The organism is Rhizobium sp. YAF28 (assembly GCF_052113285.1).
In the GTDB taxonomy this organism is placed as follows: domain Bacteria; phylum Pseudomonadota; class Alphaproteobacteria; order Rhizobiales; family Rhizobiaceae; genus Rhizobium.
The window spans coordinates 127492-153214 of the sequence record NZ_JBFRCX010000001.1 but is presented as its reverse complement, the minus strand read 5'-3'; the positions used below and the strand labels follow the sequence as shown (position 1 = coordinate 153214).

The window sequence follows — 25723 nt, the reverse complement described above, 5'->3', positions numbered from 1 at the left end:
TGACTTAGCCAGCTTTGCAGCCATGCCGGCACGACGCGGCCTCATAACGAAGCCTTCCCGACAAGCCTTCGGACGCCAATCTCCCACCCAAACCGACAACTCGATGAGCAAAGCGCAGGCAGGGCTCGTCTACGAACATCCTATTGATCTCGATACGGAGCAGGTGGCCGTATGGCAAAGGCGCCGCACGAATGCCACCGACGGTTATTCAAATGCTCCTTTGAGGATGCGGGCTTATTGGCCGAAAAGAATCACGTCGCTCGGCCCCAAAACTTCATGCTCGCCCCCGGCTCTGTCGAACGAGTCATCGGGACGTATCCGAATTACCATGTCCTCTATTTGAGAAAGAGAAACGGTGGGGTCCGCTTCGAGCCTCGCTTGGATTGTCTCGAGATCTTTCTTGAAGGTAACATCATTGTACCGATCCTTCTCGACGAGCACCAAGTCGCTTCCGACCTTATTTACAGTCGAGAGCCCCTTGACGGCATCGTAAAGGCATAGAGGTCCGCAGCTTTCACCCGGGACCAGCCTTGTCCATCTCGGTCCTCCGAGATAGACGGCCGCATACATCAATTTGGCTTTGGGATCAGGCACGTTCAGTGAAATCATCGCGTTGTAGAACATGCGGTGAGTTTCACGCCAACTCCGAACGTGATTTTCTTTGTAGCAGTAGTGATCGTGTATTACCGCGGCTTTCAAGTATTCGTCGTTGAACGGTTCACCGACAATGAACTGCGCCCAATCCGGTATTGAGGCACCGTCCGTCTTCCCGGTTTCAATGCTTTCCGGCGAGCCCGGAATCCATTTGCCGGCACGCCAGCGAACACCGCGGGCATCGGTAAATGTCAGATCATTTTTCAGGAAGCATTCACCCTGCTCTTTGCATCCATCGGGTATCAGCTCAAGTTCGCCCTCGAATACTGGACTCGCCGGATCATCCGCGGCCAGACCGTATATCTTGCTGATTGTTTCGATATCGCAGGGTGCCAGCTTGACACGCTGGCCTATCGGAAGGTTCGCCGGGACAGTTTCGATGGTCTTCAACACACCCGGATTCTTAGAAAAAGCATACTTGCCATAGTGCGTGATCGAGTCATAGCAATAGGTGCCTATGTCTTTATAAGTCGTTGGATCGGTTTCAAAATTCCCCTCGGCCCCGTCTATGATATTATTTCCGTAGACAATTACATGCTGATTGCGGTCCCCCCTTGCCTGCTCATGATGAAGTCCAAGGACATGGCCGATCTCGTGAATGGTATTGCCGACAGTGCAATCGTTCGCGAGCCTGACGACTTGTCGCCCACCAACCATGCCAACGGCGGAACTGCAGCCGCCTCCGGCAACGAAATCGACAAAATTTCCCTTGGCAGTGGTTATCTGCTTGAACCGGATAGGGGTCGCCGCCTCCCATGCAGCGATGGCACTTTGAACACGCCCCGGAGCCGGTAAATCCTTGTTTATCCGATACAGGACTTCCCCATTTGGCCAGCGGGTGTCCTTATTGCGAATTGCAAGACCGAACAGGATCTCCGATCCCAGGTCCTGGAGTGCCACGTTGTCGGAATCGCGAAGCTTTTCAATAGGCCCCAGGATTATGTCGCCCTGGTAAAGCGCCTCTCCCTCATCCCCCTCATGGAAGCTGATGCGGTACCCGATACCACCGACAGTCAGCGAGATGGTATCGGTATCCTGACTGCCCCCCTCTTCGGGGCGCGCGGCCTGTTCATTGGCTGACTGGGCATGGCATGCGCCCCAGCCGATCAGCGCCATTGCCAAAGCTGCAAGGATTCTATTCATGGTTTTTTCACCTTCAGCACCATGTCGACAACGTCGTCGAGGTTGAGCACGACATCTTCCCCAGTCCCTGTCCTGAACGCCAGAAAGCCCGGCTTATGTTTGCAGGTTCTCGAATTGTCGAGAATTCCGTCCCGCATGATGTAAACGATGGAATCCTTCTCACCTGCCGGCGTCGGATCGCGCGCGAACTTCAGCAGCTGCACATCTCCCGCAGGCGTCCCAAGTTCTTCGCAAAGTTCGTTGATGGTCACGTTGCTCTGAAGGGAGCCTATCAGCAGCTGGCGCGATCCCGCCGTTTCTACCTCGACCACATCCTCATACAGCGAGACCGTCTTGATCGGATTGAGCAGCCGGCCGTCCTCGACACCAGTCACTTCCTTGGTAAGATCCGCGCCAGCCAATATCCGCGCCCGCACATATCGAGGCTCGGAGAATTGCTGCGGCATCAGCGCTTTCACGATCGCCGCGACGTGCGCTACGATCGGCGTCGAGAATGACGTGCCGGTAACCCGCCGTTCCTCGTATTTCGAGTTGTCGTCACTCGGAGCCCAGCTGGCGACCGCACATCCCGGGGCGGCGATCGACACGTAAAGATCCGAGTAATTCGAGAATGTTGCGAGCTTCTTCCCATCATAGGCGGCGACCGCAATCACGTTCGGTCCGCGGTCGTTGCCGCCGAGCCTCTGCGGATAGAGTTCCGTATTGTTGATATCGGCGCCTTTCACGTCGTCGTTCAGATTGTTGTTGCCGGCCGCGACGATGAATAACTTGCTGCTTGTCTTGCCGACATAATCCCGAAATGCGTCGGTCAGAGCCTGTTGTTTTCCGGCAAAACTGATGTTGAAAATATCGCCGCCCGTGCCGATGGCATTCTTGAGCCATTGCACTTGAAAAATGGGCGTCGCGACGTTGTTTTGCATGCGCACATCGAAGATGGTTGCAGGCGTGATCCTCACATCGAGCCCAAGCGCCGGGGCCATGCCCCACAGATCCGGTCCGCCCAATGCCAGGCCTGCAACGATCGTGCCGTGCGCCCGCTTGGGGCCGAGTGCTGTCGTCGGATTCTGCTCGTGCAGAAGTGAGCCCCCCTGCGTTAAGGCGCCGCGGAACGCGCCTTCTTCATTGGCACGCACGAAGCCGGAATCCACCACGACGATGGTCGCCTCAAATTTCTCGACACCCATACGAAAGGCAAGCCATCGGGTGCGCATCGCGGCTGCCGCAAACTCGCGCGCGAAGGCCTGCGTTCCCCAGTATCTGTAAGTGGCGCTATCGCAGGTGCCGGCCTTGATGTCGTCGATCGGCTGGGCATCCAGCAGCGTGACCTCCGCCTTGCTCTCAGAATCATCGTTAGTCGGGCTTGGCGGCGGATTGTTCTTCAGGAATTCCGCGGCCTCCGAAGGATTCGACATTGACAGTGAAGCGTAGTCGACAGGGATCTGCACGCTCTGCATGGTGGTGGTTGGTATCGCCACGATGTCGCCCGTTTTCAGGGCAGCCGGATCCTTCTTGGGCGATGGGCTGGGATCGAACCAGGTGACCTGCTTTGAAAAATCCGCGTTCTGATCGAAGCTGGTGTCCGCCAGAAGCGTCGTCCACTCATCCGACGAAAGCTGGTTTGCACCGCTCCATCGCTTTAAGGCCGCATCGACGCCCTCCTTGAGTTTTGGCGATGCCGTGTCGATAGAAGCGTATACCGTTTTCTTGATCTGATCGTCGTCGAAGCCTGCGCGCTTCAACGCGTTTGCCGCAAGAAACGCATCCCAGGCGACCTCACCCTGTTCTTTGCCGGAACTGCCCGGCTGCTTGAGATACCGCTCCGTGACATAGTAGCCGACATCCGTAGTTTCGCCCGTAAGCCCACCCTTCGCAATCTCATCCGCAATCGCGTCCGCAATCCCGTTCAACGCCGAGGAGAGGCCCTTGTCGGCCGCAACGGCCGTCGGCGACTGGGAATCGATGCCATCGATCTTGAAAGAAGGAGCGGTGCCGCTCTGTCTGTAATAGTCCCAGAACCTTTCGTCGCGCAGTACGACACGCGCGACAGTCGTCGTAGACGGGACCGGCAAACACGGCGGCAAGAGCAGCCTGCCGCCTTCCGCCTGCTGGACGCGATCGTTGCTGTCTACGACCACGCCCTGATCGGCAAGGCTTTGCTTGAACAATTGAATGTTCACGCTGGCGACATCGCTGCAGAGCATTTTCACGTAATCGCTGATCTTCGCATTCGGGTCATACTTGACGGGAGCCCTCGCCCCATACTTTGCAACCCAGCCCAGGAATTCCTGGCTGATAGTCCCACTTCGATAATCGAATGTGATCGCGGCTGCCTCGCCAGGTTCCTGCGCCTGGACCTCCGAACCGAAAAGAGATGGACCTATGAACCAAGCTACGGCAACAAAAATTCTCGTTCTGCTCATCGCTTCCTACCTCCAGAAGGTTCATCCAAGGTGGCTTTTACGCACGGCCCAACAGTCTCGTTGCCCGTGCATACGCGCGTTGGCTTGAAGTTCGATTTGCTCATGTCCGCCGTCGCAATATTCTTGAACTTGATCGTGACGGTGTTCCCGCGATTGCCCAGACTGACATTTTGAGTTTGGCCGTTGACGCCCAACGTTCCGCCGACGCCTGCCAACGCAACATTTGAGATCGTAAGTCCCGCCGTATTGGTGGTGGTTGATGTCGCCGCGACGTTAAAAACAACTGTGACTTCGTCTGCCAACAAGCCAGTCCGTCGCTCTAGCGGAACGCGATCCTGCACTTCGTTCAGAGCATCTGCGACCTCGAACACGGCTTCCTTTAGAGAGATATTCGAAGGCTCGGCAACCTGCCGCGGAGTGTATGTTCCACAGCCGGAAAGCAAAACTGAGAAAGTCGCAAAGATATATAGCAACCGCATTTGCCCCTCCACGAATGCGATTGTATTATTAAATCAGAATTCACGCAAAAGTCGAGTGAATAAGATTTATTCACAGCGAACACACCAGAATAACATTTCGAGAGACGCTCTCGATAGAAATTGCGCAGGAAACCCTATTCAGTCGGAAAGCATATAAAATTTGTATTCTACGAAAATTTCTTGATGCATATCAATGATATGTGAGATACGCACTACAATGTGGAGATTATCTCGGAAAGGATTTATTGAGGGAGTAATATGCGGCCGACCTCAATAACAGTCAAAGTTATGGAGGCTCCCCACACATATTTTGAACTTCAAAACCTAACCCCATCGACCTCAGTGATGATGGCCGCGGGAGCGCAGCCAAGGGAAGGAAAAGTGGCGATGGGGTTCGTCGTCGTCGCGGGGGAAGGCATCGCGGATGTGCTGCGTGTAATACCAGCCGGGCGATGGCGCGGTGATCAGGTTCAGGACAACGGCGGGAGGCACGTTGAAATAGCGGCGGCGCCGTTTCAGGCGGTGCTCAACCTCTAGGATCTGCGTCGCGGGATCATAGGTGATCTCCTTGATCAGTCGCGATGCGAGTTCCAGCGTCGCCACCCTCGGGCGGGTGCCGGCATCTCCGGAGATGTCTTGAGACTGCGCCCCGCGCTGGCCGGGCGCGGCAGCAGCACCTGCCGCGTAGTCATGCCGCCCCCCGTGCTCGCCCCCTTGCCCGTGATGGGTTCGGCTCATCTCCGCCCCGCACCTTCAGCTTCCAGCGGGCGGTTCGACGGCTCGATCTGGGATTCGTAGAAATCCAGCTTGTCCTCGGCAATGCGCAGGCCGACAATGTGCCCTTCGATGACATCGACATGGGTGTGCAAGCTGCCGTCGGAAAATTCGACGACGAGCCTCGAAGGCTCTTCGCTATAGCCAATTCTGCTGATTTCCCTGTCTCGGCGCGCCTTTTCAGATGCACCGATAGCATTCTTAAGTTTTTCAAGCATCAGCAAGCTCCTCTATTCTAATAAATCCCTAATCAATTCAATGCTTCGCGTAACGAATAGCTTTTCGTTCAAAAGATCAGGTCGTTAAGATTTGGATATGTGTGACGAGCGTATTCCACGGGGAATTTCTTGCTTTGAGGTAGGCAGATCGATCCATTTTCCTCCGGAATGGCGTGGCACGAAAAGCGGCTGAGGCACCAAACGCATAGGCTCCCGAAAAGGTTCCCGCCCGTCGTTCACAATTCTCCGTTGCCTTTCCGTTCGCCGCCCCAACCTTTTCCCGGCTATCTCCTTGGCAAACCGGGGTGTGATGGCATGAGCGAACTGACGGCGCGGCAGCAGCGCTTTGTGGAGGAATATCTCGTCGATCCCATCGGCGCGCAGGCGGCGATAAGGGCGGGTTATTCGGCGCGCGCAGCGGCGGTGACTGCCTATCAGCTGCTGAAGAAACCTGCCATCGCCGCAGCCATTGCAAAGGCGAAGGCCGAGCGCTCCGAACGCACGAGGATCGATGCGGACTGGCTGCTGACGCGGCTCGCGGCCGAAGCCGAGGCCGATCTCGGCGATCTCTATGACGAGAATGGCGATCTCAAGCCGATCCGGGAATGGCCTGCCATCTGGCGGCAGGGGCTGGTGACGGACGTCGAAATCTCCGCGCTCTACGAGGGCACGGGCAAGGAGCGCCGCGAAATCGGCCATGTGAAAAAGGTGAAATTCGCCGAGCGGCTGCGCCGGCTGGAGCTGATCGGCAAGCATATCCGCATCAATGCCTTCAAGGAGATCGTCGAGCATAAGGGCCTGAGCGCGCTTGCCGAGCGACTGGAGCGGGCGCAAAGGCGCAGTGAAGGCAATGATGGCGAGGCGGAATAGGCCCATGATGCCTCGAAAGCCCCTGCCCGCACCCAACGAGAACCGCGATCCCAATGACGAGATCATCGAGCTTGCCGCCGCCTGCCGCTTCAGCCCGAAGCGCTGGAGCCGGCTTGCCTGGGACTGGGGTGTGGGCGAACTCGCAGGTTACGATGGCCCGCGCCCCTGGCAGGACGAGATCAACGATCTGATCGGCGCCCATCTGACCGACCCCGAAACCCGCTACCAGCCGCTGCAGATATCAGTCGCCTCCGGCCACGGCATCGGCAAATCGGCGGAAATGGGCATGCTCTCCAACTGGGCCATGTCCTGCTTTGCCGATTGCAAGGTGGTCACGACAGCCAATACCGAGGGCCAGCTGCGCACCAAGACGGCGCCCGAGATCGGCAAGTGGTTTCGCCTCTCCATCACCGCCCACTGGTTCGATGTGCAGGCCATGTCGATCAAGTCGCGCGACCCGGAGCGCAGCGAAAGCTGGCGGCAGGATTTCATCTCCTGGAGCGAGCACAATACGGAAGCCTTTGCCGGCCTGCACAACAAGGGCAGGATCATCCTTCTGCTCTTCGACGAGGCCTCGAAGATCCATGACAAGGTCTGGGAAGTGGCCGAGGGCGCGCTGACGGATGAGGACACCGTCATCATCTGGATCGTCTTCGGCAACCCGACGAGAAACAGCGGCCGTTTTCGCGAATGTTTCCGCCGCTTCCGCCACCGCTGGGTGGGAAGGCAGATCGACAGCCGCTCGGTGCCGGGCACCAACAAGCAGTTCCTTCAACGTCTCGTGGACGATCACGGCGAGGATAGCGATATCGTCAAGGTGCGCGTGCGCGGCCAGTTTCCGAGCCAGTCCGCCATGCAGTTCATCTCCGCCGACGATGCAGACAGGGCGCGCAGCACCCATCTTCGCTCCGAGCAATATGCTTTCGCGCCTGTCATATTGGGCATCGACCCCGCCTGGACGGGCGATGATCCGACCGTGATCATGCTGCGCCAGGGCCTTTATTCGAAGCGGCTAGCGACCATTGCCCGCAACGACAATGATATCGAGGTCGCCAATCTCATCGCCCGGCTGGAGGATGAGTATGAGGCCGATGCGGTCTTCGTGGACGCCGGTTATGGCACCGGCATCGTCAGCGCCGGCACGGTCATGGGCCGCCCCTGGCAGCTGGTCTGGTTCGGCTCCACCAAGGTCCTGGACCCCGGCTATTACAATATGCGCGCCTATATCTGGGGCCAGATGAAACGCTGGCTGAAGGCCGGCGGCGCGATCGATCCCGCCAATGAGGTGCTCTATCAGGACCTGGTAGGCCCGGAGACCGTGGCGCGGCTGGAAGGCAAGATCCAGCTGGAAAGCAAGGAAGACATGAAGGACCGCGGCCTGCCCTCGCCCAACGAAGGCGATGCGCTGGCGCTGACATTCGCGCAACCGGTGGTCAAGAAGATTCGTCACCGGCCGGGGACCGGGGTGAAGGCGGCGGTGGATTATGACGTCTATGGCTAGGTGGCGCGGCGGAGTGGTTGCGCATTTTGCGCGACATACTCAAGAGATTACTTCAGGGCTTCGTCATAGGAGCGACGATGCTCTTCGATGACGGGCAGATTGTCCCGGACCCACAGGTTGAAGCTCTCAAGAGCGTGCAGAACGCCAGCGCCCATATCGGTCAGTTTATATTCGACGCGCGGCGGCACTTCTGGAAAATAATGACGCATCACCATGCCATCGCGCTCCAGGTTGCGCAGTGTCAGCGTCAGCATTCTCTGGGTGATCCCGTCGATCTCTTTCCTGAGCGCTGAAAAGCGCAGCCGTTGCTCATCTGCCAGAGACAGCCGCCATAGAACATGCACAGTCCACTTATCGCCCAGCCGTGTGCAAATCCCGTTTGACGGGATCGGCCTGAATTGTGGTTTGTCCTCTGGTCCCTGAAGGGAACCGGGCCCGATACCATTGTCCAAGCGTATCATCCTTGTGCCTGACGCTGAAAAATGTGCCGTCTTCCGGCGATTTTCTACTCGTATATATGGACGGTCGTTGTTCAACGCGAGGGTTCTCAATGACCAATGACAAACATCCAATTCTCGTTTTCGGCGCCACCGGTCGTCAGGGCGGATCGGTCGCCAAAGCCTTGCTGAAAGCGAAGCGGCCTGTACGCGCACTTGTATTGAATACCGGGGCCCCAGCCTCGATCGCCCTGCAGGACGCCGGCGTCGAAATCGTGCGCGGATCGTTCGAGGACGAGGATGCCATCCGAGCGGTGATGAAAGACGCATATGGCGTTTTCAGCGTGCTGCCGGCCAACCTGTCGGCAGAGGAGGAAGAACGCCGAGGGACTTCGATCGCCGACCTGGCCGTCGAAAGCGGCGTCACGCATCTCGTTTATTCCTCGGGCGCCAGCGTCGGCGACAAGCCGACGGGTGTGGCGCGTTTTGACGCCAAACCTCGCATAGAGGCGCATATCCGCAAATCGCCTATCACGGCCACGATCGTCAGGCCGATGATCTTCATGGAAATGCTGGTGCGGCCCGGATTCGGCCTGGACAAGGGGCAGTTGCTCTCGCTCATCAGGCCAGAGCATTCGATCCAGCTGACCGCTGTGGACGACATCGGGAAATTCGTTGCGGCCATGTTCGCCGATAAGGCCCGGTTCGGCGGCGTCACCTTGAAAATCGCAAGCGACAGGCTTACCGGCTACGAACTCGAAGCCGCCCTGAGCGAAATCGCCGGCCGCACGATCGCCTATGCGCGCTTTCCCGACGATGTTCTCGCAGCCAATGCCGACCTCGCGCACATGGCCAGGAGCCTGGAAGATGGTCCGCTGGCAGAACGTGTGGATCTGGATCTCATGCGCGAGATCAATCCGGAAATCCTCACTTTCCGCGCCTGGCTCGCCGGGATCGGCCGCAAGGCGCTCGACGAAGCCTTGGGGTAGAATGCGGCAGACGACGACTTCTGATGTCTGCAACGGGCCGACGGCGGCGTTGGTGGCATTTACTGGCCGGCCGCATCAATTCGCGCTTCGCGTCCTGCACCGATGGTAAAACACGTACGTCACCGGGCAGAGACTGGGGTGAAGGCAGCGGTGGATTACGATCCGTATGGGTAGTGTGGCGGTACCGGGAGAGGATTAGACCCGTGGTCGCGGCAGGCTAATCACAATGCACGGTTCCAATTTTATCCACAGGTTTATTCGCAAGCTCCAGGCGAAAAAAATCCCGCAGAAACTGGGATTTTCTGGCGCGAACCGCCGAGCTAATCCAACTGGTCGAATTGCTGCGCGTCATGCGCGGGCGTCTAATCGCATTGTCACGGTGAAGGGCGCAGATGAGACAAGCACCGGGGCTGGGGCTCGTCTTGGTGCTGGGTGGCGAGCCCCAATGTCTTCGCCAGTTATCTGACGAAACGACGTCAGAACAGACTGCCTCGGGGGACGCTTAAGGATGAACTCCATCTTCAGAAGGTCCGCCAATGCCGCCCCTGCTCGATGCCGACGACCCAAACAGCCTTGATATTGTATGCGATGTCATCCTGGTAGACTGGTACAACGCAGGTGTAGACACCTTCGATATCAGAGACTTTCGGGAAGAAATGGAGTCGCATTACAAGGAGATGGGCAGACCCGTCCCTGCAGAGATTGCGGATCCCCAAAAGCTCGTTCCAACCCTCCGGCTGCTGCAGGCGCGCATGCACATTGTCAAGCCGACGCGGATTACCGGTATCGAGTGGCAATTCGTGAGAAATGGCAACGGGGATTGAAGGCGCCAGGGCCACGCGCTGGCGGGTGCCCAAAGGACGGTCTGCCTCTTTGACGATCGCATCAGGCTGCCCGAAAATCGCCCGAAAATCGATTGCGATTTCCGGGCCGATGCTCGAGGCACCGCGGGCCGTCTCTAAAGCGCGTCGCGATCTTTCAGATTCGCTTATCGCACTTTAGATTCTTGTTTTCGCGTGTCGTTATCGCAAAACCGCTGCACACTTTTGCGCGACACGCTTTAGGCCTCGGACTTCAGCTTGCCGCCGACCGCCCAGGAATCCTTGCCGATCTCCGTTATCAGGATTTCCAGCGATTCAGGCGGGCACGCCAGGGTTTCGACGGCGGCCCTGGTGGCTTCGCGCACGAAGGCGCGTTTCTGATCGTCGGTGCGGCCGGGATGCATCTGCAGGTGAAGAATGGGCATGTTTTTTCCTTGGTCACGTTGGCAATGTCCCGTCGCCTTGGCTCGGGCATGACGACTATGTTGTAAATGCCGCGGTTGATAAATAAGCTGCAGGTATCGTCATTCGAAACCTACAGGTAGGTAATCACGGACAAGCTGGCTGGCATGGCAACGTTCGTCAGGGTTATCGAAGCCGGCAGTTTTGCGGCAGCGGCAGAGATCGCGCGCGTGTCGCCCGCCATGGTTGCCAAGCAAATCAAGACGATCGAGGCCCGGCTCGGGGCGAAGCTCATCCATCGCACCACGCGGCGCCATCAGCTGACGGAGATTGGTCAGCTCTACTACGAGCGCTGCAAGCGCGCGCTGGCCGAAGTGGCGCTAGCCGAGGCTTCGGCAAGCGAACTCCAATCGGCGCCGCGCGGCCGGCTTCGGCTGGTTGCGCCGGTGAGCTTCGGGACGCAGAACCTCGTGCCGGCGCTGATCGACTATCAGAACGCCTATCCCGACGTCAGCATCGAGCTATCGCTCGACAACAACGTCCATGACCTCGTCGGCGAGGGTTTCGAGCTCGGCATCCACATCGGCCCGCTATCTGACAGCAGCCTGGTCGCCCGCCCACTGACCCCCTATCGGCGGATTCTCGCGGCCTCGCCTGACTATCTCGCCCGCCATGGCCGGCCGGCCTCGCCGGAGGATCTCGCGAACCATCTCTGCCTCGGCCACTCCTATTGGCGCATGCAGGATCGCTGGCACCTGATCGGGCCGGGAGATGAAATGCGCGATGTGCTGATTTCCGGAAAATTCTCGACCAACCAGGGTGCGGCGCTGCGCATGGCAGCGCTCAGCGGCGCGGGAATCGCGCTTCAGCCGGAATTGCTGCTGGCCGCTGACATCGCCGAAGGGCGGCTCGAGCCGGTGCTTCCGGAATGGTCCTACCGGCCTGTCCCGATGTACCTTGTCTACGCGCCAAACCGGCGGCCGACGGCGATGTTGCGGACGGTGATCGATTTCCTGGTGGAACGGTTTGGCTAACGAGGCTCGGTCTTGGAGGCTCGGTCCTGGCCGGCATCGAAGATATCCGAAAAATCAATTCCTGAAGCGCGTCGCCTGGAACAGGTTTGATGCGACGTGCTTCAAGACTGCTTTGAGCCAAAACGCTCATGGGTGGCGCCTGCCTCTCACGTTGCGACAGCGCCCTTCCCTGGCGACCCTGCCTAACTCGGCGCGGCGTCATGCCCGGCGGCTCTTTGAACCAGGCGGGCAACCACTTCAGTACGGTTCTGCGCCTGCAGCTTGCGCATGATGTGCTGCAGATGCATCTTCACCGTATGCCCCGACAGATTGAGTTTTCCCGCAATCACCTTGTTTGAGCAGCCGCTTTGCAGCTCTGCCAGCACATCCGCTTCCCGCGGAGTGAATTCGGCAATCGCCAGGTACTGCATCCTGTCGTCCAGCCTTCTTTCGGCCTCGGTTCTGACGGGGATATGCTCGTTCGAGCCGTTTGTAACAGCTCCCATGAGCTGCGGGAAAAATGTTCCCCCTGCCAGAACAAGACGAAGACCGGCAAGGGCAATGTCAATGGGCAGTGAAGTCGTGAAAAAGCCGCGGATACCCATCGTGAGCGCCTGACGGGCTATGAAGGCGTCGTCAGTCCCTGAGAGCAACGTGATAGGAGCCTCAGGAAAACGTGCAGCAATGGCCGCAAGGTCATCACGCAGGTTAGTGCTCTCGATACTTCTGCCGGCCAAATCCAATGCAATCAAACGCACCTCAGCTCCAAGAGCTCGGTCGAGGCTCTCGGTCGAGATCAAATCGATAAAGTTCCAACCGGCGAGTTCATGCTCAAGAAGCTTCACCACGGTGGTGCGCGCCAGTGTAGAATGCTCGATTATGATCACAGTTGGTGCAGTGCGCCCCATTCGGCGCTTAGTCTTGGCACTGTCGGACACTTGCGTGCTCCCCAGAAGATTTGCAACCCAACAGCTATTCACAATATTCCTGTTCTCGCTTCATGTCATGATAAAAAATGAGTGTATTACGGGCATCAATAGTCTGATCTCTCATGATAATTCTTATAGTCTATAAGAATCCGGTGAGAGACAACTGTATCCGTAGAGCACTTTTGAAAGCTTATCTATGAGGCGCTGTTGAAGCGACTTGTCGCTGCAGACTTACCAGTCTTCGTCGAATTCACGTACGGCAAGCGCGTCAACAAAGCTTTCAAAGGCACTGAAAAGGCAGGCGATCTGCTACAGATCCTTTCTGGAGAGAGCCGTTTGATAGAACGCGCTGCCGATCGGCTCGGCTTTGTTCCCATAACTCAGTTCAAATCAGTCGCCGACCTCTCCAGCGAAACGACCAGCGCGAAAAGCGACAAAAGCCCGAGATCACCGGTAACCCTTTATGATTACTGAATAACTGGGGGCCATTGACGCATTGATACCGGCTATCAGGCGCTTTCACGCAGGCAGCACTGCGGCGGCACCGACAGACGCCGGCCGGAGGCAACGGCCTCCGGGGCCGAAATCGACGACAATGCGGATAGGGATCACGGTGGGATGTTCCGGTATCCCAGTGAGCCGGCTTCCGTGCCATCTCGGTCCAGGAGACGAAGCCGTGCGGAAGAAGCGATTCAACAAATGGCTTGAAAAATCGCACGAGGAACAGCCTGATGCAGTTGACCTCTGCAATGCTGGTGGGGGAGCCTATCCGCCGGAGCTTTTCCAGGAAAAGTGCGAAGCGGTTTTTCCGTCTGGGATGCCCCCTCGTCCGTCATGTCAGGGCTTGTCCCTGATATCTGCTACGGCGACGATAAAGCGCAAGATCGAAGACGGCGTTGTCAGGGGGCAATTCCAGCAAAGCCGGCCCGCCACTTCCCGCAGTACGCCTTGGATGGGTGTCGAACAATCGCAAATCTAGCAGATGTCAGGGCTTGTCCCTGATATCTGCCACGGTTTTGCGTCCGGAATTGCGTGGAAATAAAGAGATAGGGCATTTCCGTAATTCGAAGAAAAATGGAAATGCTCTAGCTATGCATGAAGCCCAGAATGTCGTCGACGAGAGCCGAATGGGCGTCTGTGAGGTTGCCCTCTCCGCTGTGCCCCCCGATACCGGCCATCTGGAGCGCATGCTGGTCATAGAGAACATGATCGACCTGTTGGGCGTCCGCCGTCCCACCGGCGGGAACGGCAATATTGATGGGATGGAAATAGGCGAAATTGACGTCGACCATGCTGCCGGTTGACGATCCCACCCCGCCACCGCCGCCCGCATGGTTGCCGGTGAAAATCGTGTCCGACGACAGGTTGAAGCCACCGCCATTGCCGCCGATGCCGGCGATCTGCACAGCGCCCTGATCGAAAATGACATTGTTTGTCTGATGCGCCTCAGCCGAGCCGCCCGCGGCGCCGATCGCGATGTTGATCGGTGAGAATATGGCAATACTCACGTCGACGATGCTGCCGACGAAATATCCATTGCCGCCGTGGCCCGCATAAAAGTCGCCGTTCAATGTAAGCGACGTCCCCTGGCTCAACGCGTCATGGCCCGCAGCATTATGGTCTCCGCCCGAGCCGCCCATGCCGCCGATCTGGGTTGCGCCCTGCAGGAACAGTGCGTTGTTCGTTTGCAGGGCGTGAGCCTCCGCGCCAGGGCCCACCGCCACGGCCGTATTGACGGGGACAAACACCGCGGTTTCGGTGCTGACGAGCCCACCGTAGAAGAGACCATTGCCGCCGCTGCCGGCATGACTGGCGCCCTCGCCGCTGCCGATGGCAACATTGCCGCTTCCACCATTCCCGCCTATCCCGGCCATTTCGGTGGGATGCTGATTGATGAACGCATCATTGCCCTGGACGGCGTCGGCGGCCGAATGCGGTCCTGCAATAGCGGCATTGGACGGCATGAAGACGGCCAATGCATTGCTGCTGATCACGCCGTCGCTTATTCCATCACCGCCGCTGCCGGCTGAGCTATAGCCTGGACCGGAAGCGACATCCAAGGGAAGCCAGGTCGGCACCAATGCCAGATGCCCCGCGGCCACGTTGGAAGCGAGGTGTTGATCGGAGCCTGACTTGGGCAGGTCTTCCGATGAGGGACGAGTTTCCGTCATTACCGTCTCCATTCCGCGGACAACCGCACGGCAACCGAGCGTGCAGCGGATGTAGGCTGAATTGTTCAGGCCCTGAATTGTTCAGGCATTGTGCATCTGAACGGACGAAAAGCGGAGCCTGCAATTCGTCTACATCCCCTTGGCTAGTTCTGTAGCCATTTGGCTGTCATGGCCGCAGCGCCCGTTATGCGCGTTTGCGAGCACTAAATCCGCCTTCGGGGGTGGAGGCCCTGCATCCTTTACCCCCCGTTCTCGCGGCGTGTCATGAGAGTCTTTCAGCCCTCCTCCGCCAGGCGCAGCCTGATCAGAACCCAGCAATAGAGCCGGTTCGCTTGGGCGGCCGAGCTTCGAAAAGCGGCGGCGCTTCGGTGAGGTCGCAGATATGTTCATGACAATGCCATCCGGCGCCAAATCATCAAAAACAAGCTCAAAACAACGCTCCGCCACTTTCAAGTATACATCCAAAAGAACGTCACCGAATATCTAGATGGTTCAAATATTAAATCGCAGGCAATATTCGGCCGCGGTTGTATTGGCTGGCGGTGGCATCCTGAATAATCACACCGTAGGGGGAAACACCGTAGAATAAACCCGGTAGAAACGAAGTAGAAGGAGCGACATCAATGCCTATTCCTCAAATGTCTGACACGATCTATCTCCACAACCCGGATGCAGGTGACGCGAATGCCGGCAACGGCGGCGATGGCATCAATCATGGCAACATCGACTACAACCCGGTTGCCTATGTAGATCCCGTGCAAACGGTCTACGGGGCAGATACCCATCTGCACAACGGCGATCACGTTTGGCAGGGGGCAGATTGGGACGCCGGCGGCGGTGGACCCGGTGGCTTCAGCCAGGCCCAGAACGGCTTCCTGGCATCGCTCACCAGCGGCGCCGGTGGCGCAGGGGGAGCGGCTACCTCCAACGGCAGTCAAGGAAACACGAGCGGCGGCGACACGGCTACGGTGAATGCGGCTACGACCGCAACACAGTATACGCAACTTGTGGCTGACCAGCATGCCACCATCCTCGCAGGCGTCGGCGGCAACGGCGGCAACGGGAACAACGCCCTGGGCGGCGACATCTCGTCAGCAGTGGTTCACACAAATCCCGAAACGACGACGGTGAACAATGCTCTCGATCATTTCATAAACGCCTTCGGCCATATCGACGTAAGCCATCTTGGCTCCTGAACTCAAGGCTCTGAGGGTCGCCGGCTTCTGCTGGCGACCCTCCTGTATTGCTGAACCAGCAAGCGCTCTCTTCGTGTCAGTATCAAATGCAGCGAGATCTGATAATGGCAACGATTTCCGTAAAACCATCGCACCCGCAGACCCACCTCGTTGTTGCGCTCCGAGCTTGCGCCGGCGCCTTCGGGTTAGTCTTTCTCTATAGCTGCGGCTACAATCTCTTTCTTCTGGCGCCTTCCATCTATCTCCTGCAGATCTATGACAGGGTCCTGTCGAGCCGAAGCGCCGACACGCTCCTGATGCTGACCTTGATCATCGCCATCGCCGTGCTGGTCGGGTCCATGCTGGATATCGTGCGCAGGGCAGCTCTTTCGCGCATCGGCAGCTGGCTGGACCACAGGCTGCGGCCCATGGTGCTCACGGCATCATTCGAATATGCCACTCTTGCCAATGCGGGAGCCGCCACGGAGTGCTACAGGGACCTGGCTGCATTGCGCCAGTTTCTCGATTCACCGGCCAGCTCTCTCTTTTTTGACGTTCCCTGGGCGCCGGTATTCCTGCTCCTGCTCTTTCTCGTTCATCCGCTGCTCGGGGCCATCGGTCTTCTGAGCGCAGTTGCACTTCTGCTGTTTGCGGTCATGACGGAGCTGGCGACGAAAGAGCCGCTTACCCAGGCCAATTTTGCCCTTTCGAGCAGCTATCTGCGATTTGCGATCGCCCTCAAGAACATCGAGGTGATCAGGGCGATGGGCATGCAGGATGGCGCAGCGCAGATCGTCTATCGCGATGCGGAAATGGCAAGAAAGGCGCAGGACGTCGCGATGCATCGCACGGAGATCATTATTGGTTTCTCCAAATCGATCCGCACGCTCGCGCAAATCCTGATGATGGGATCGGCCACATGGTTGGTGCTCGTAAACAGCGGCAGTCCCGGCATCATCTTCGTTGCGAGCCTGCTGCTCGGGCGCGGGCTTGCACCAATCGAGGGCGCAATAGGCGCATGGCGCTCCTTCACGTTTGCGCGCAATGCCTTCAATCGCCTGAATAGAATGCTGATAACAGTTGCATCGGAACAAGACGGCCGAGTAGTGCCGATACCGGAACCCAATGGCCTCATTCTCGATAATGTCAGCTATGTCAGGCCATTCGCCGATCGGCCGATATTGACTGATATCACCTTGCGCCTCGCGCCAGGCGATTGCGTAGCGCTGATCGGTCCGTCGGGATCGGGAAAATCGACACTCGGTCGCGTCATAGCCGGCGTTGTGCAGGCAACGAGCGGATGTGTTCTCCTTGGCGGCGTCGATATCTCGGCGCTCCGCCTTTGCGGGGGAACCCGCCATGTCGGATACCTGCCGCAGGACATCGAACTCTTCGGCGGAGCGATCAAGGATGTGATCGGCCGGCTGGACGGAGGAGATCCCGGCAAGGCGATCGACGCCGCGAAGCTGGTGGGATTGCACGAAGCGATCATGCGGCTGCCCCGGGGCTATGAGACCGATATCGGCGAAGGGGGAAACCTGCTCCTTCGGGCTCAGCGCCAACAGCTGGGACTGGCGCGCGCAGCCTATGGAAATCCATCTCTCATCGTCCTCGACGATCCGAATTCGAGCCTGGATTATGACGGCGAACGCATGTTGTTCACGGCAATCGAGCGCATGAAATCCAGGGGGATGACCGTCGTCATCATAACGCACCGGATGGGGATCCTGCCGGTCACCAACAAGATTGCCATCATGCGTAACGGGACGGTGACTGCCTTCGGCGACAGTGACCGGATTTACGACACCTATCTTCAGCCACCGTCTCGAACAGGAACATAGGGAGGGACGCCGCCGTGACCCTTGTTCAATTGAACGTAGCGCTGGCGAAATTTTCAGATCTCTCAAGGACGGGTCTGCGGTTGGCTCGACGATCGACAGCGCCAGCCGTGCAACAGACAACCTATCTTCCGGTCATCGATCCCCAGCGCGGCCCCGCCCCTCCTTCGCCCATGCCGGGGCTCAGAGGCGTTGTCTGGACGGGCAACCTGTTGATCCTGGTCTTCATCGTCGGATTGGGGACCTGGTCGGCCCTGGCGCCGCTGAAAAGCGCCGCGGTCGCATCGGGCATTATCGAACCGGAAACCAGCCGCAAGACCATTCAGCATCTGGAAGGTGGGATCGTGCGGCGGATCCTCGTCAAAAACGGCGATGCGGTCATGGGCGGGCAGATCGTGATAGAGCTCGACGATACGAAGTCCCGCTCGGAGCGCGACAGCATTCAAGGGCAGCTTTGGGACGCCGAAGGAAGCCGCGCCCGCCTGCTTGCGGAGCAGACGGGCAGCGACCATATCGCCTATCCTGACGACCTGAGGGCAGCCATGGACCGATATCCTTCGGTCAGCGAGATTCTGACCGGGCAACAGAAAATCTTCGAAGCCCGTCGCCGGGTCATGCAGGCGGAAATTGGCATCATCAATGAAAAAATCGCGCAGGTGCGGCAGGAGATCGTCGGACTTGGCGCACAGAAGGCATCACTGGCCGACAGGACCACGATCTCGGGCCAGGAAATGGATCAGGTTACTGCCCTCAACGCCAAAGGACTGGAAAAGAAGAGCAGACTTCTCAACCTCCAGCGGGAAAAAGCAGACCTTGATGGCCGGCAGGGTGAAGTAGAGGCACAGATCTCCCGCGCCTATCAGGTGATCAGCGAGTCACAGGCCGATCTCGCAAAGCTTGAGAGCGACCGGTTGAGCGAAGTCGCCCAGGGCATGCGCGATACGGAAAGCCGGATCATGCAGCTGCGCGAGCGCTTGCGGGCGATCGACGACCAGGTTTCGAGGACCGATATCCGTGCTCCCGAAGATGGAACGATCATGAACCTGCGCATCCACACAATCGGTGGGGTCATCGGCGCGGGTGAACCGCTCGTCGATCTCTTGCCACGCGCCGATCGCCTTATCGTGTCCGCCCATGTCAGGCCTGAGGACATCAATCTCGTCCGTGCAGGGCTCGAGGCACAGGTTCACCTCCTTCCATACAATCAGCGGCGCGTTCCACTCCTGAAAGGTCGTGTCGAATATGTTTCAGCGGACCGTCTCATCGATCAGCAGAGCGGCCAGCCCTACTATGCCGCGACAATCCGTGTCACGGACGAGCGGCTGGCGAAAATGAGAAATGTCGAACTGGTCGCGGGCATGCCCGCGCAGACACTGATCGAAACCGGCCAAAGCAGCGTGGCGCTCTATGCCATCAGACCACTCCTCGACAGTTTCAACAGAGCATTTCGCGAGGACTGAGACTGTGATGGGCAAGAGAAAATTCGACGACGACCAGATTACGGGCATCCTGAAGGAGCACCAGGCCGGGGTGACGGTGGCAGATGTTTGCCACAGGTACGGCATCAGCGAGCCGACCTTCTATCGGTGGCAATCCCTGCAGTTCGGAAGCGGCGGTCTCTCCGCCAAAAGGGTGAGAGCACTGGAGGAAGAAAACCAAAAGCTCAAGAAGCTTTTGGCCGAAGCCATGCTCTCGGCGGCAACGCTGAGCGAGATGCTGGCGAAGACATCGAAAGGGCGAAACTGACCTCCAGACAGAGGGTTGCTGGCCCCTAAATCCGATCCGGAATTATGTAGCAAATGCCACCAACGGCCGCTTTCGGCCCAAAGTGGTCCTTCGAAGACAGACACCGATAGGCGCAAAGCGGTCGATTGCGGATTGCTGCATTGCTACCGAGCTCCCGATTTTCCCAAATCCGTAACCGCCCGCCTCACGATTGAACGAGCCCGGTGAGCGGCCCTCAACGCGAGAGCTCTTCCGGCTGCCGAAGACATTGAATATCCGGCCTGCTACTGGTTTCGAAGCACGCCGACGAGAGCCTTTCCGTCGGTGAAATAGGGATCGCCGCCTCCGTTGCGGCCGTCTTTGGTCGCTCCGATGCCATTGATCTCATAGCTCGACAAAAGTTGCCCGGCCTTGAGAAGATCGCTGATGACAAGGTCTCGCTCTGCGTCGACATCAGGGCCGATATGATGCGTGATTTGACCGGTATCGTGGCTGAAGCCGACGCCCCGATCAAAACTTGCCGAGCCCAGCCAGTGCGGGCGATCATTTGGGCCGGTTTGTTCGGTCAGCCAAAAACGAACATGGTTGCGTTCGTCGGCGCTTTTGCCCACGGGCTTTTCGAAAGCCAGATCCTGTTTTCTGCCCTCAAAAAGCAGTGGGCTGACCGGCGCATCGAGATCAGGCCGATCAAGCACCACGCTCAGTCCGATATCGATCGATGTGCGCAAGGTAATCTTATCGGCAGGATCCCATCCGGCAGCCGCGAACGCCCGGATGACCTCTTCCTTCGAACCGACAAGACCGACATTGATGGGGTCGCCGGGAATACCCTGCTCGGTGGTCGTGACCATGTTGCCAACCTTGGCAACGCGGTCGGCATCGTGAAAAATCCAGATTTCGGGAATGACGAAATAGGCAAGCAGCAAATATGTGAACAGCAGGGCAGCCACGGTGCTCGTCGCCATGCGGATTTTCGTGCGATGAAGCATTGGAAATCCCCCGATTGCCAGGGAGGATCATACGCCGAACATGCGGCGGCGACATTCATAATTTGCAGTTGGCTTCGGCAGCAACTGCCACCGACCGCTTGTGGCGCAAAGCGGTCAACGCCGCATCGTTATCGGTTGGTGGCATTTGCCCCACAATCCCGATCCGATCTGACCGGCTGATCCGGTTGCAGGATCAGATCGGGATGGGTGGAGGATACCCCTTCGAGGACTCCGCGCAACAAAAAGGGGGCACCTCACGGCACCCCCTTTCTGCCCCCCAAAGCCGGCATCCCCTCCGCGGATACCGGCCCCCTCACAAACACCCCTCTCCTCCCTCACCTCTGTGTTCCCGGCCCAGTCCGAGTTATCTCACAGAGATTCGCGCCGCCCCTTTAGGGCGCAATGACATCTACGCGGCACATATGCACCATCACCGCGCAGAGGCGACGCCTGAATTCCTGTGACTTCCTTTGCGCCAGCACGCGGGCACAGGAATGAGGGAGGAAAGGGAATGCGCCTGGCAGATGGTGACGAGAAGACACCGTCGCCGGGGCCGCATTTCCGATACCGCTATTGAAAGAAGGGCTTCGTCCCTGAAGCCCCTCCTCCGGTTCAAGATGCTGGATTAGCCGGGGTTGTGTTCGCCATTGCCCTGGCCGTCATGACCGCCCTCGCCATGACCGCCCTCGTCGGAGCCGCCCTTGTCGGAGCCACCCTTGTCCGAACCACCCTTGTCAGAGCCGCCCCTGTCGGAGCCGCCCTTGTCAGAGCCGCCCTTGTCGGAACCACCCCTGTCGGAGCCGCCCTTGTCGGAACCACCCTTGTCAGAGCCGCCCTTGTCGGAGCCGCCCTTGTCGGAACCACCCTTGTCAGAGCCACCCCTGTCGGAGCCGCCCTTGTCGGAGCCGCCCTTGTCAGAGCCGCCCTTGTCGGAGCCGCCCTTGTCAGAGCCGCCCTTGTCGGAACCACCCTTGTCAGAGCCGCCCTTGTCAGAGCCACCCTTGTCAGAGCCGCCCTTGTCGGAACCACCCTTGTCGGAACCACCCTTGTCGGAACCACCCTTGTCAGAGCCGCCCTTGTCAGAGCCGCCCTTGTCAGAGCCGCCCTTGTCAGAGCCGCCCTTGTCAGAGCCACCCTTGTCGTTGCGGTCGTTGCCGCCCTTGTCATTGCGGTCCTTGCCACCATCGTGGTCGCGGTCCTTGCCACCATCGTGGTCGCGATCCTTGCCGCCGTCATGGTCGCGGTCCTTGCCACCATCGTGGTCGCGGTCCTTGCCACCATCGTGGTCGCGGTCCTTGCCACCATCGTGGTCGCGGTCCTTGCCACCATCGTGGTCGCGGTCCTTGCCACCATCGTGGTCATGATCCTTGCCACCATCGTGGTCGTGGTCCTTGCCGCCGTGGTGGTCACGATCCTTGCCGCCGTGGTGGTCGCGGTCCTTGCCGCCGTGGTGGTCACGATCCTTGCCACCGTGGTGGTCATGATCCTTGCCGCCGTGGTGATCGTGGTCCTTGCCGCCGTGATGACCGCCGTGATCGCCAGGGCCGTCGCCGTCGCCATCACCAGGGTCGGAGCCGCCGGTGTTGCCGTTGCCGTCATCGCCGCCGTTGTTCTGATCGCCGGAAGAGGTCTGGTTCGACGCCTGTTTGCCAGAGTCGGAGCTGCCGCCGGAACGGTTGCCGAAGCGATTGCCGCTGCTGTCGTCATTGACCGTGCGGCTGTCATCGTCGGTGCGGATGGATTTCGTTGGCAGGCACAGCCTGGCCTCAATCGTACCCGGCGCTGCCTTGGCGCAGTTGACAACTGCCGGCGCGGCCATCGTGAGGCTGCTGCTTGCCAGAAGGTAAGCAACGGCGACGCTATACTTCGCTGCTTTGCGGATCATCTTTTCTCTCCCAAAGTTAACAAACCGTTAACTGGGAGAATTCCTATATTAGCGAACCGTTAATTCCAAGAATAAACTGTGGATAATGGCACAGCGCATTAATCTATAGTTAATTACGCAAGTAATAAATTTTATTAAAGTTTTAGTATAAACCATGTTACCTTCCCCGCGCACAATAAAGAGGTGATTCATGCGATGGCTTTTTTGTTTTGTTTCCCTCGTGTTTTTTCCTACGCAATTTCAAGCATTTGCCGGACAGCCTCTGCCGGTTGGCAGGAATATCGGCGCGCCGGTGGGGTTCGCCTCTGCTTGCGCCAGCTATCGCTGGCTTTGCCATCGGACATCCGCTCAGGGCGGCGGCCGGGCACCGGTTGAGCAGGCGGGCATGCCGCTTCTGCGCAAGGTCACCCGCGCCGTGAACCTCGCCGTCCGCTCGACGGAGGATCGCTCCTCTTCCGGAAACGGCGATGTCTGGACCCTGCCCATCGGCGGCCGGGGCGACTGCGAGGATTACGCTCTGCAGAAGATGAAGGACCTGATCGACGCCGGATTTCCGGCAAACCGCCTGGCGCTCTCAGTGGTGATCGGCCCGCATGACGAGAACCACGTCGTGCTAATCGCCCGCATGGACGATGGCGACTACGTGCTCGACAATCTCAACAACGTGGTCAAACCCTGGAGAGCCACGCCCTATACATTTCTTGCGACGCAGGATTTCCGGGCAAAATCAACCTGGCGCGTGACGCTTGCCGGGCCGCGGGCGAATGAGTTTTCGTGATCGGACCCTCCCTCCGACACACCATGACTTGTCGACCACCAATTCGGTTCATTCCGGGGGGATCAACCCGGTCTGTCCTCTGATTAAAACCCCTCCCCAACCCCTCCCCACAAGAGGGAGGGACTAAGACGCGGCACCGCCTCGCTCCCCCGAAACGTCGAGGATCCGTTATTATGTAGCAAATGCCACCAACTCGGTGGTAGGCAATTGAGCCGCTGGTTGATGACTCCAATCGGCCCGCAGTGATGATGACCGCTGTCGGCCCACAGCGGACAGGCCGAGCCCTGAGGCGATTTGTCTTCACGCCCGTAATTGACGGTCCCTTGAGCAGATGACATCATCATGACCATGGGTTTTCACCGCAACACGCCCGCAGTTGGCGGCCATGATTAGGTGACATCATCATGAGTGTGGGTTCGCACCGCAAACCGCAGATACGCCGGGCGACGCCGCCGTCGGAAAGTGTCGTTGCAAGCTGGTACGAGAACGCTAGTTTACTCGATAGCTACAGCATTGACTTGACTGCATCGGAGCAGTCGAGCATGCGCGAGTTGGCGACTCGGACACTCGTCAATCCACCCGCGTGGCAAAAGGCGTTAATCGCGCTGCGCGACGCCATGGTTACGCCCTTTGGCATCAAAACCTCCGATACGGTTAGGACGAGCCCAGACAGCCATGAACGGGTGGACTTCTTCCCGGTCCACTGGGAGGGCAAGGACGAAATCGTGCTCGGTACTGATGACCGACACTTGGACTTCCGGCTATCTCTTCTCCGACGCCGTTCTCCGATAGGCACGTTGCTCATCGCGACAACCGTTGTGCATACCCACAATGTCTTGGGCTTCACTTATCTTAACGCGATCAGACCTTTTCATTACCTGGTGGTCAGGGCCAACCTGGCACGCTCTACATAAACACAGCTACAGTAGAGCAGCAGGGCGCGAAGCTGCCACTCGAAAGCCGAAATCAACCGCGCGGTAGACTACAGTATCAAACGTTCCTTCTATGAAAATTTCGGCCCTCACCTTGAGCGTATCGATATGCAAATCGGGTATTTATCCCGAGCCCGGCACCATGCCGGGCCAATTCCCTAAAGCCCGAGCTTCCGGTAGTCTAGGATCGAAAGTTCGGCATAATTTGAACGCGTTGGAAGACCGAGTTCAGCCCATTGCAGACGTGCACCCGCTGCTGTGGAAAGCGCAAAATGCGGACCATGGAGAATTTGCCACAAACCGTCGCGAGCGATTTAGCTCGGCGCGTTGCACGCCGGCTGTCAGGGCCCCCTAGACTGGCGGGAACTCGGTCTTTCTCTTGATCAAGGGCGCTCGGCACTTTGAACTCATTCGGTCTGGTTTGTCGGATCAGGGTGTATCCGGCCCCACAACGGCACCGGCGTGACCGGCACCCGTGGCACTGACAGTCAAGCTGGCAAACGCGATCTCACCATCGGTAACGTAATGGTTGACCTTTCCGGTGTTCAAACGTGAGCCAGATTGGTGCCGCGCGACCTCCCCGATTACTTGCTTTGCCCTCAGTTCATTGACTATGTAGTCGCGCTCGGCGTTCGTATCGGAATCGGTCTTATGTGTGACTTGGAATGTTAGCCAAGTCAGAGAAAGTCCGGTATCTCTCGTGCCCGCCCCAACCCATAGGACGCGCTCCTCGGGCGATGGCCTGTCGGTATTCAACCAGAAGCTCGCCGCGCTCATGTCGTCCTCGGAATGGGCAAGGCTAAGGGCCCAGAAACGGATGTGATGGCGCTTGCGGGGGCTATCGTCGATGGGCTCCTGGAATCCTATGTCCTGCCGTCGTCCAAAGAGATAGAAGGTGCTGAAAGGTGCGGTGGGATAGGCAGAGTTCATCAGGAAAGCGCGCATCATTCGCAACGAGCTTGCGATCCCCAAATTGTCGGCCGTGGACCAGCCCGCCGTTGCAAAGGCCTCCCGGAGTTGTTGAAGATTGCCGATGAGGGCGAAATTTATAGGATCGCCGGGCAGGCCATCGGCCGTGATCGTGTATCTGGGGATCAGCCCCCGATGAAGAACCTTCAGGGACAGTCGGACCACGCTCGGAAGAATGACGTAAGCAGCCAGGCCATATGTGAGGCACACCGCAGCGAGCCATGGAAACCTGTGGTCCGCAGTATCGAAAACTACGAAGACGATCAGCCAAACGCTGAGTACACCCAGACAGAAAACCAGAAACCTCCGGAAAAGGCGCGTCAGCAATCTCAAGACACAGTCTCCTAGTCTGGCGTCTGATGGGCTGGCAGTCGCCCTCGCTGTTCGTCACCGGGATTTTAGCACCCGAGAGTATGCAAATGATAGCGCCGCCGTCGCTCCTTGTCGGCCATATCGAGCGAGCCCCCACTACACGCTAGCGGAACCATGTGGCACTTGCTCCATAACGCCGCGATTTTGCCGCAAAACTTAGGATTCCTGCGACACGGCATTGCCCAATGTCGGAGACGGCCGGTGAAAAACATGGATCGCGGAGACGGCGTCGGCAATCA

Annotated in this window: 24 protein-coding genes; 12 read left to right on the top strand and 12 right to left on the bottom strand. The window is 58.4% G+C overall.

Going from position 1 to position 25723, the window contains the following annotated elements; all coding sequences use genetic code 11:
* Nucleotides 1-234: 234 nt before the first annotated feature.
* From AB4Z13_RS00810 to AB4Z13_RS00790, 5 genes are all read right to left on the bottom strand, one after another.
* The gene (locus AB4Z13_RS00810; RefSeq protein ID WP_442205493.1) at nucleotides 235-1797 is read right to left on the bottom strand and encodes a M12 family metallopeptidase; all 1563 of its coding nucleotides are present in this window, start codon (nucleotides 1795-1797) and stop codon (nucleotides 235-237) included.
* A complete protein-coding gene (locus AB4Z13_RS00805; protein WP_442205492.1) occupies nucleotides 1794-4217 on the bottom strand; it encodes a S8 family peptidase in 2424 nt (807 codons plus the stop codon). Before AB4Z13_RS00805 ends, AB4Z13_RS00810 begins: the two co-directional genes overlap by 4 nt.
* A complete protein-coding gene (locus AB4Z13_RS00800) occupies nucleotides 4214-4696 on the bottom strand; it encodes a hypothetical protein (protein WP_310386277.1) in 483 nt (160 codons plus the stop codon). The genes AB4Z13_RS00805 and AB4Z13_RS00800 overlap by 4 nt, the downstream gene beginning before the upstream one ends.
* Before the next feature lie 339 nt (nucleotides 4697-5035).
* Nucleotides 5036-5434, bottom strand: a complete 399-nt coding sequence (locus tag AB4Z13_RS00795) for a KTSC domain-containing protein (RefSeq protein WP_442205491.1) — start codon at nucleotides 5432-5434, stop codon at nucleotides 5036-5038.
* A complete protein-coding gene (locus AB4Z13_RS00790; RefSeq protein ID WP_113324987.1) occupies nucleotides 5431-5688 on the bottom strand; it encodes a KTSC domain-containing protein in 258 nt (85 codons plus the stop codon). Before AB4Z13_RS00790 ends, AB4Z13_RS00795 begins: the two co-directional genes overlap by 4 nt.
* Nucleotides 5689-6003: 315 nt before the next feature.
* Between AB4Z13_RS00790 and AB4Z13_RS00785 the strand changes: the two genes are divergently transcribed.
* Together AB4Z13_RS00785 and AB4Z13_RS00780 are read left to right on the top strand one after the other, a co-directional pair.
* Nucleotides 6004-6558: a terminase small subunit gene (locus AB4Z13_RS00785; protein WP_442205490.1), complete on the top strand. Its 555-nt coding sequence runs from the start codon at nucleotides 6004-6006 to the stop codon at nucleotides 6556-6558.
* Nucleotides 6559-6562: 4 nt separating this feature from the next.
* Nucleotides 6563-8059 carry a terminase gene (locus AB4Z13_RS00780; protein WP_442205489.1) on the top strand — a complete coding sequence of 499 codons (1497 nt, stop codon included), beginning with the start codon at nucleotides 6563-6565 and terminating at the stop codon, nucleotides 8057-8059.
* A 47-nt stretch (nucleotides 8060-8106) separates the two neighbouring features.
* Here the strand turns inward: AB4Z13_RS00780 and AB4Z13_RS00775 are convergent, their stop codons facing one another.
* Nucleotides 8107-8520 (bottom strand): winged helix-turn-helix transcriptional regulator, encoded by a 414-nt coding sequence (locus tag AB4Z13_RS00775; RefSeq protein WP_007827481.1) that lies wholly within the window; start codon nucleotides 8518-8520, stop codon nucleotides 8107-8109.
* Between the two features lie 89 nt (nucleotides 8521-8609).
* Between AB4Z13_RS00775 and AB4Z13_RS00770 the strand changes: the two genes are divergently transcribed.
* Both AB4Z13_RS00770 and AB4Z13_RS00765 read left to right on the top strand, forming a co-directional pair.
* A complete protein-coding gene (locus AB4Z13_RS00770) occupies nucleotides 8610-9485 on the top strand; it encodes an NmrA/HSCARG family protein (RefSeq protein ID WP_442205488.1) in 876 nt (291 codons plus the stop codon).
* 536 nt (nucleotides 9486-10021) lie between these two features.
* Nucleotides 10022-10309 carry a hypothetical protein gene (locus AB4Z13_RS00765; protein WP_113324981.1) on the top strand — a complete coding sequence of 96 codons (288 nt, stop codon included), beginning with the start codon at nucleotides 10022-10024 and terminating at the stop codon, nucleotides 10307-10309.
* Between the two features lie 236 nt (nucleotides 10310-10545).
* Here AB4Z13_RS00765 and AB4Z13_RS00760 read toward each other — a convergent pair whose 3' ends face one another.
* Entirely contained in the window at nucleotides 10546-10815 is a 270-nt protein-coding gene (locus AB4Z13_RS00760; RefSeq protein ID WP_442205894.1) for a 4-oxalocrotonate tautomerase, read from the bottom strand.
* A 60-nt stretch (nucleotides 10816-10875) separates the two neighbouring features.
* On the opposite strand from AB4Z13_RS00760, the gene AB4Z13_RS00755 reads away from it, so the two are divergent.
* Nucleotides 10876-11742, top strand: coding sequence for a LysR family transcriptional regulator (locus tag AB4Z13_RS00755; RefSeq protein WP_442205487.1), 867 nt, complete (start codon nucleotides 10876-10878; stop codon nucleotides 11740-11742).
* A gap of 182 nt (nucleotides 11743-11924) precedes the next feature.
* On the opposite strand, the gene AB4Z13_RS00750 is transcribed toward AB4Z13_RS00755, so the two are convergent.
* Nucleotides 11925-12629 (bottom strand): response regulator transcription factor, encoded by a 705-nt coding sequence (locus AB4Z13_RS00750; protein WP_439017240.1) that lies wholly within the window; start codon nucleotides 12627-12629, stop codon nucleotides 11925-11927.
* A 228-nt stretch (nucleotides 12630-12857) separates the two neighbouring features.
* Here AB4Z13_RS00750 and AB4Z13_RS00745 point away from each other — a divergent pair, with 228 nt between their 5' ends.
* Nucleotides 12858-13124, top strand: a complete 267-nt coding sequence (locus AB4Z13_RS00745) for a hypothetical protein (protein ID WP_162748136.1) — start codon at nucleotides 12858-12860, stop codon at nucleotides 13122-13124.
* A 611-nt stretch (nucleotides 13125-13735) separates the two neighbouring features.
* Here the strand turns inward: AB4Z13_RS00745 and AB4Z13_RS00740 are convergent.
* Nucleotides 13736-14821 (bottom strand): hypothetical protein, encoded by a 1086-nt coding sequence (locus tag AB4Z13_RS00740; RefSeq protein WP_442205486.1) that lies wholly within the window; start codon nucleotides 14819-14821, stop codon nucleotides 13736-13738.
* 623 nt (nucleotides 14822-15444) lie between these two features.
* Here AB4Z13_RS00740 and AB4Z13_RS00735 point away from each other — a divergent pair.
* From AB4Z13_RS00735 to AB4Z13_RS00720, 4 genes are all read left to right on the top strand, one after another.
* A complete protein-coding gene (locus tag AB4Z13_RS00735) occupies nucleotides 15445-16017 on the top strand; it encodes a PE-PGRS family protein (RefSeq protein ID WP_439015511.1) in 573 nt (190 codons plus the stop codon).
* 104 nt (nucleotides 16018-16121) lie between these two features.
* Complete coding sequence (locus AB4Z13_RS00730) at nucleotides 16122-17837, top strand: type I secretion system permease/ATPase (protein ID WP_439015512.1); 1716 nt, start codon at nucleotides 16122-16124, stop codon at nucleotides 17835-17837.
* A 14-nt stretch (nucleotides 17838-17851) separates the two neighbouring features.
* Nucleotides 17852-19294 (top strand): HlyD family type I secretion periplasmic adaptor subunit, encoded by a 1443-nt coding sequence (locus AB4Z13_RS00725; protein WP_113324975.1) that lies wholly within the window; start codon nucleotides 17852-17854, stop codon nucleotides 19292-19294.
* A gap of 7 nt (nucleotides 19295-19301) precedes the next feature.
* The gene (locus AB4Z13_RS00720; protein ID WP_007827499.1) at nucleotides 19302-19580 is read left to right on the top strand and encodes a transposase; all 279 of its coding nucleotides are present in this window, start codon (nucleotides 19302-19304) and stop codon (nucleotides 19578-19580) included.
* Between the two features lie 263 nt (nucleotides 19581-19843).
* Here AB4Z13_RS00720 and AB4Z13_RS00715 read toward each other — a convergent pair whose 3' ends face one another.
* Together AB4Z13_RS00715 and AB4Z13_RS00710 are read right to left on the bottom strand one after the other, a co-directional pair.
* Nucleotides 19844-20524: an LssY C-terminal domain-containing protein gene (locus tag AB4Z13_RS00715; RefSeq protein WP_442205485.1), complete on the bottom strand. Its 681-nt coding sequence runs from the start codon at nucleotides 20522-20524 to the stop codon at nucleotides 19844-19846.
* Between the two features lie 649 nt (nucleotides 20525-21173).
* Nucleotides 21174-22433 carry a hypothetical protein gene (locus tag AB4Z13_RS00710; RefSeq protein ID WP_442205484.1) on the bottom strand — a complete coding sequence of 420 codons (1260 nt, stop codon included), beginning with the start codon at nucleotides 22431-22433 and terminating at the stop codon, nucleotides 21174-21176.
* A gap of 190 nt (nucleotides 22434-22623) precedes the next feature.
* On the opposite strand from AB4Z13_RS00710, the gene AB4Z13_RS00705 reads away from it, so the two are divergent.
* Both AB4Z13_RS00705 and AB4Z13_RS00700 read left to right on the top strand, forming a co-directional pair.
* Nucleotides 22624-23211 carry a transglutaminase-like cysteine peptidase gene (locus AB4Z13_RS00705; RefSeq protein WP_113325673.1) on the top strand — a complete coding sequence of 196 codons (588 nt, stop codon included), beginning with the start codon at nucleotides 22624-22626 and terminating at the stop codon, nucleotides 23209-23211.
* A gap of 404 nt (nucleotides 23212-23615) precedes the next feature.
* Complete coding sequence (locus tag AB4Z13_RS00700) at nucleotides 23616-24125, top strand: DUF2867 domain-containing protein (protein WP_113324882.1); 510 nt, start codon at nucleotides 23616-23618, stop codon at nucleotides 24123-24125.
* A gap of 447 nt (nucleotides 24126-24572) precedes the next feature.
* On the opposite strand, the gene AB4Z13_RS00695 is transcribed toward AB4Z13_RS00700, so the two are convergent.
* Nucleotides 24573-25445, bottom strand: a complete 873-nt coding sequence (locus tag AB4Z13_RS00695) for an LssY C-terminal domain-containing protein (protein WP_439015516.1) — start codon at nucleotides 25443-25445, stop codon at nucleotides 24573-24575.
* Nucleotides 25446-25723: the final 278 nt, after the last annotated feature.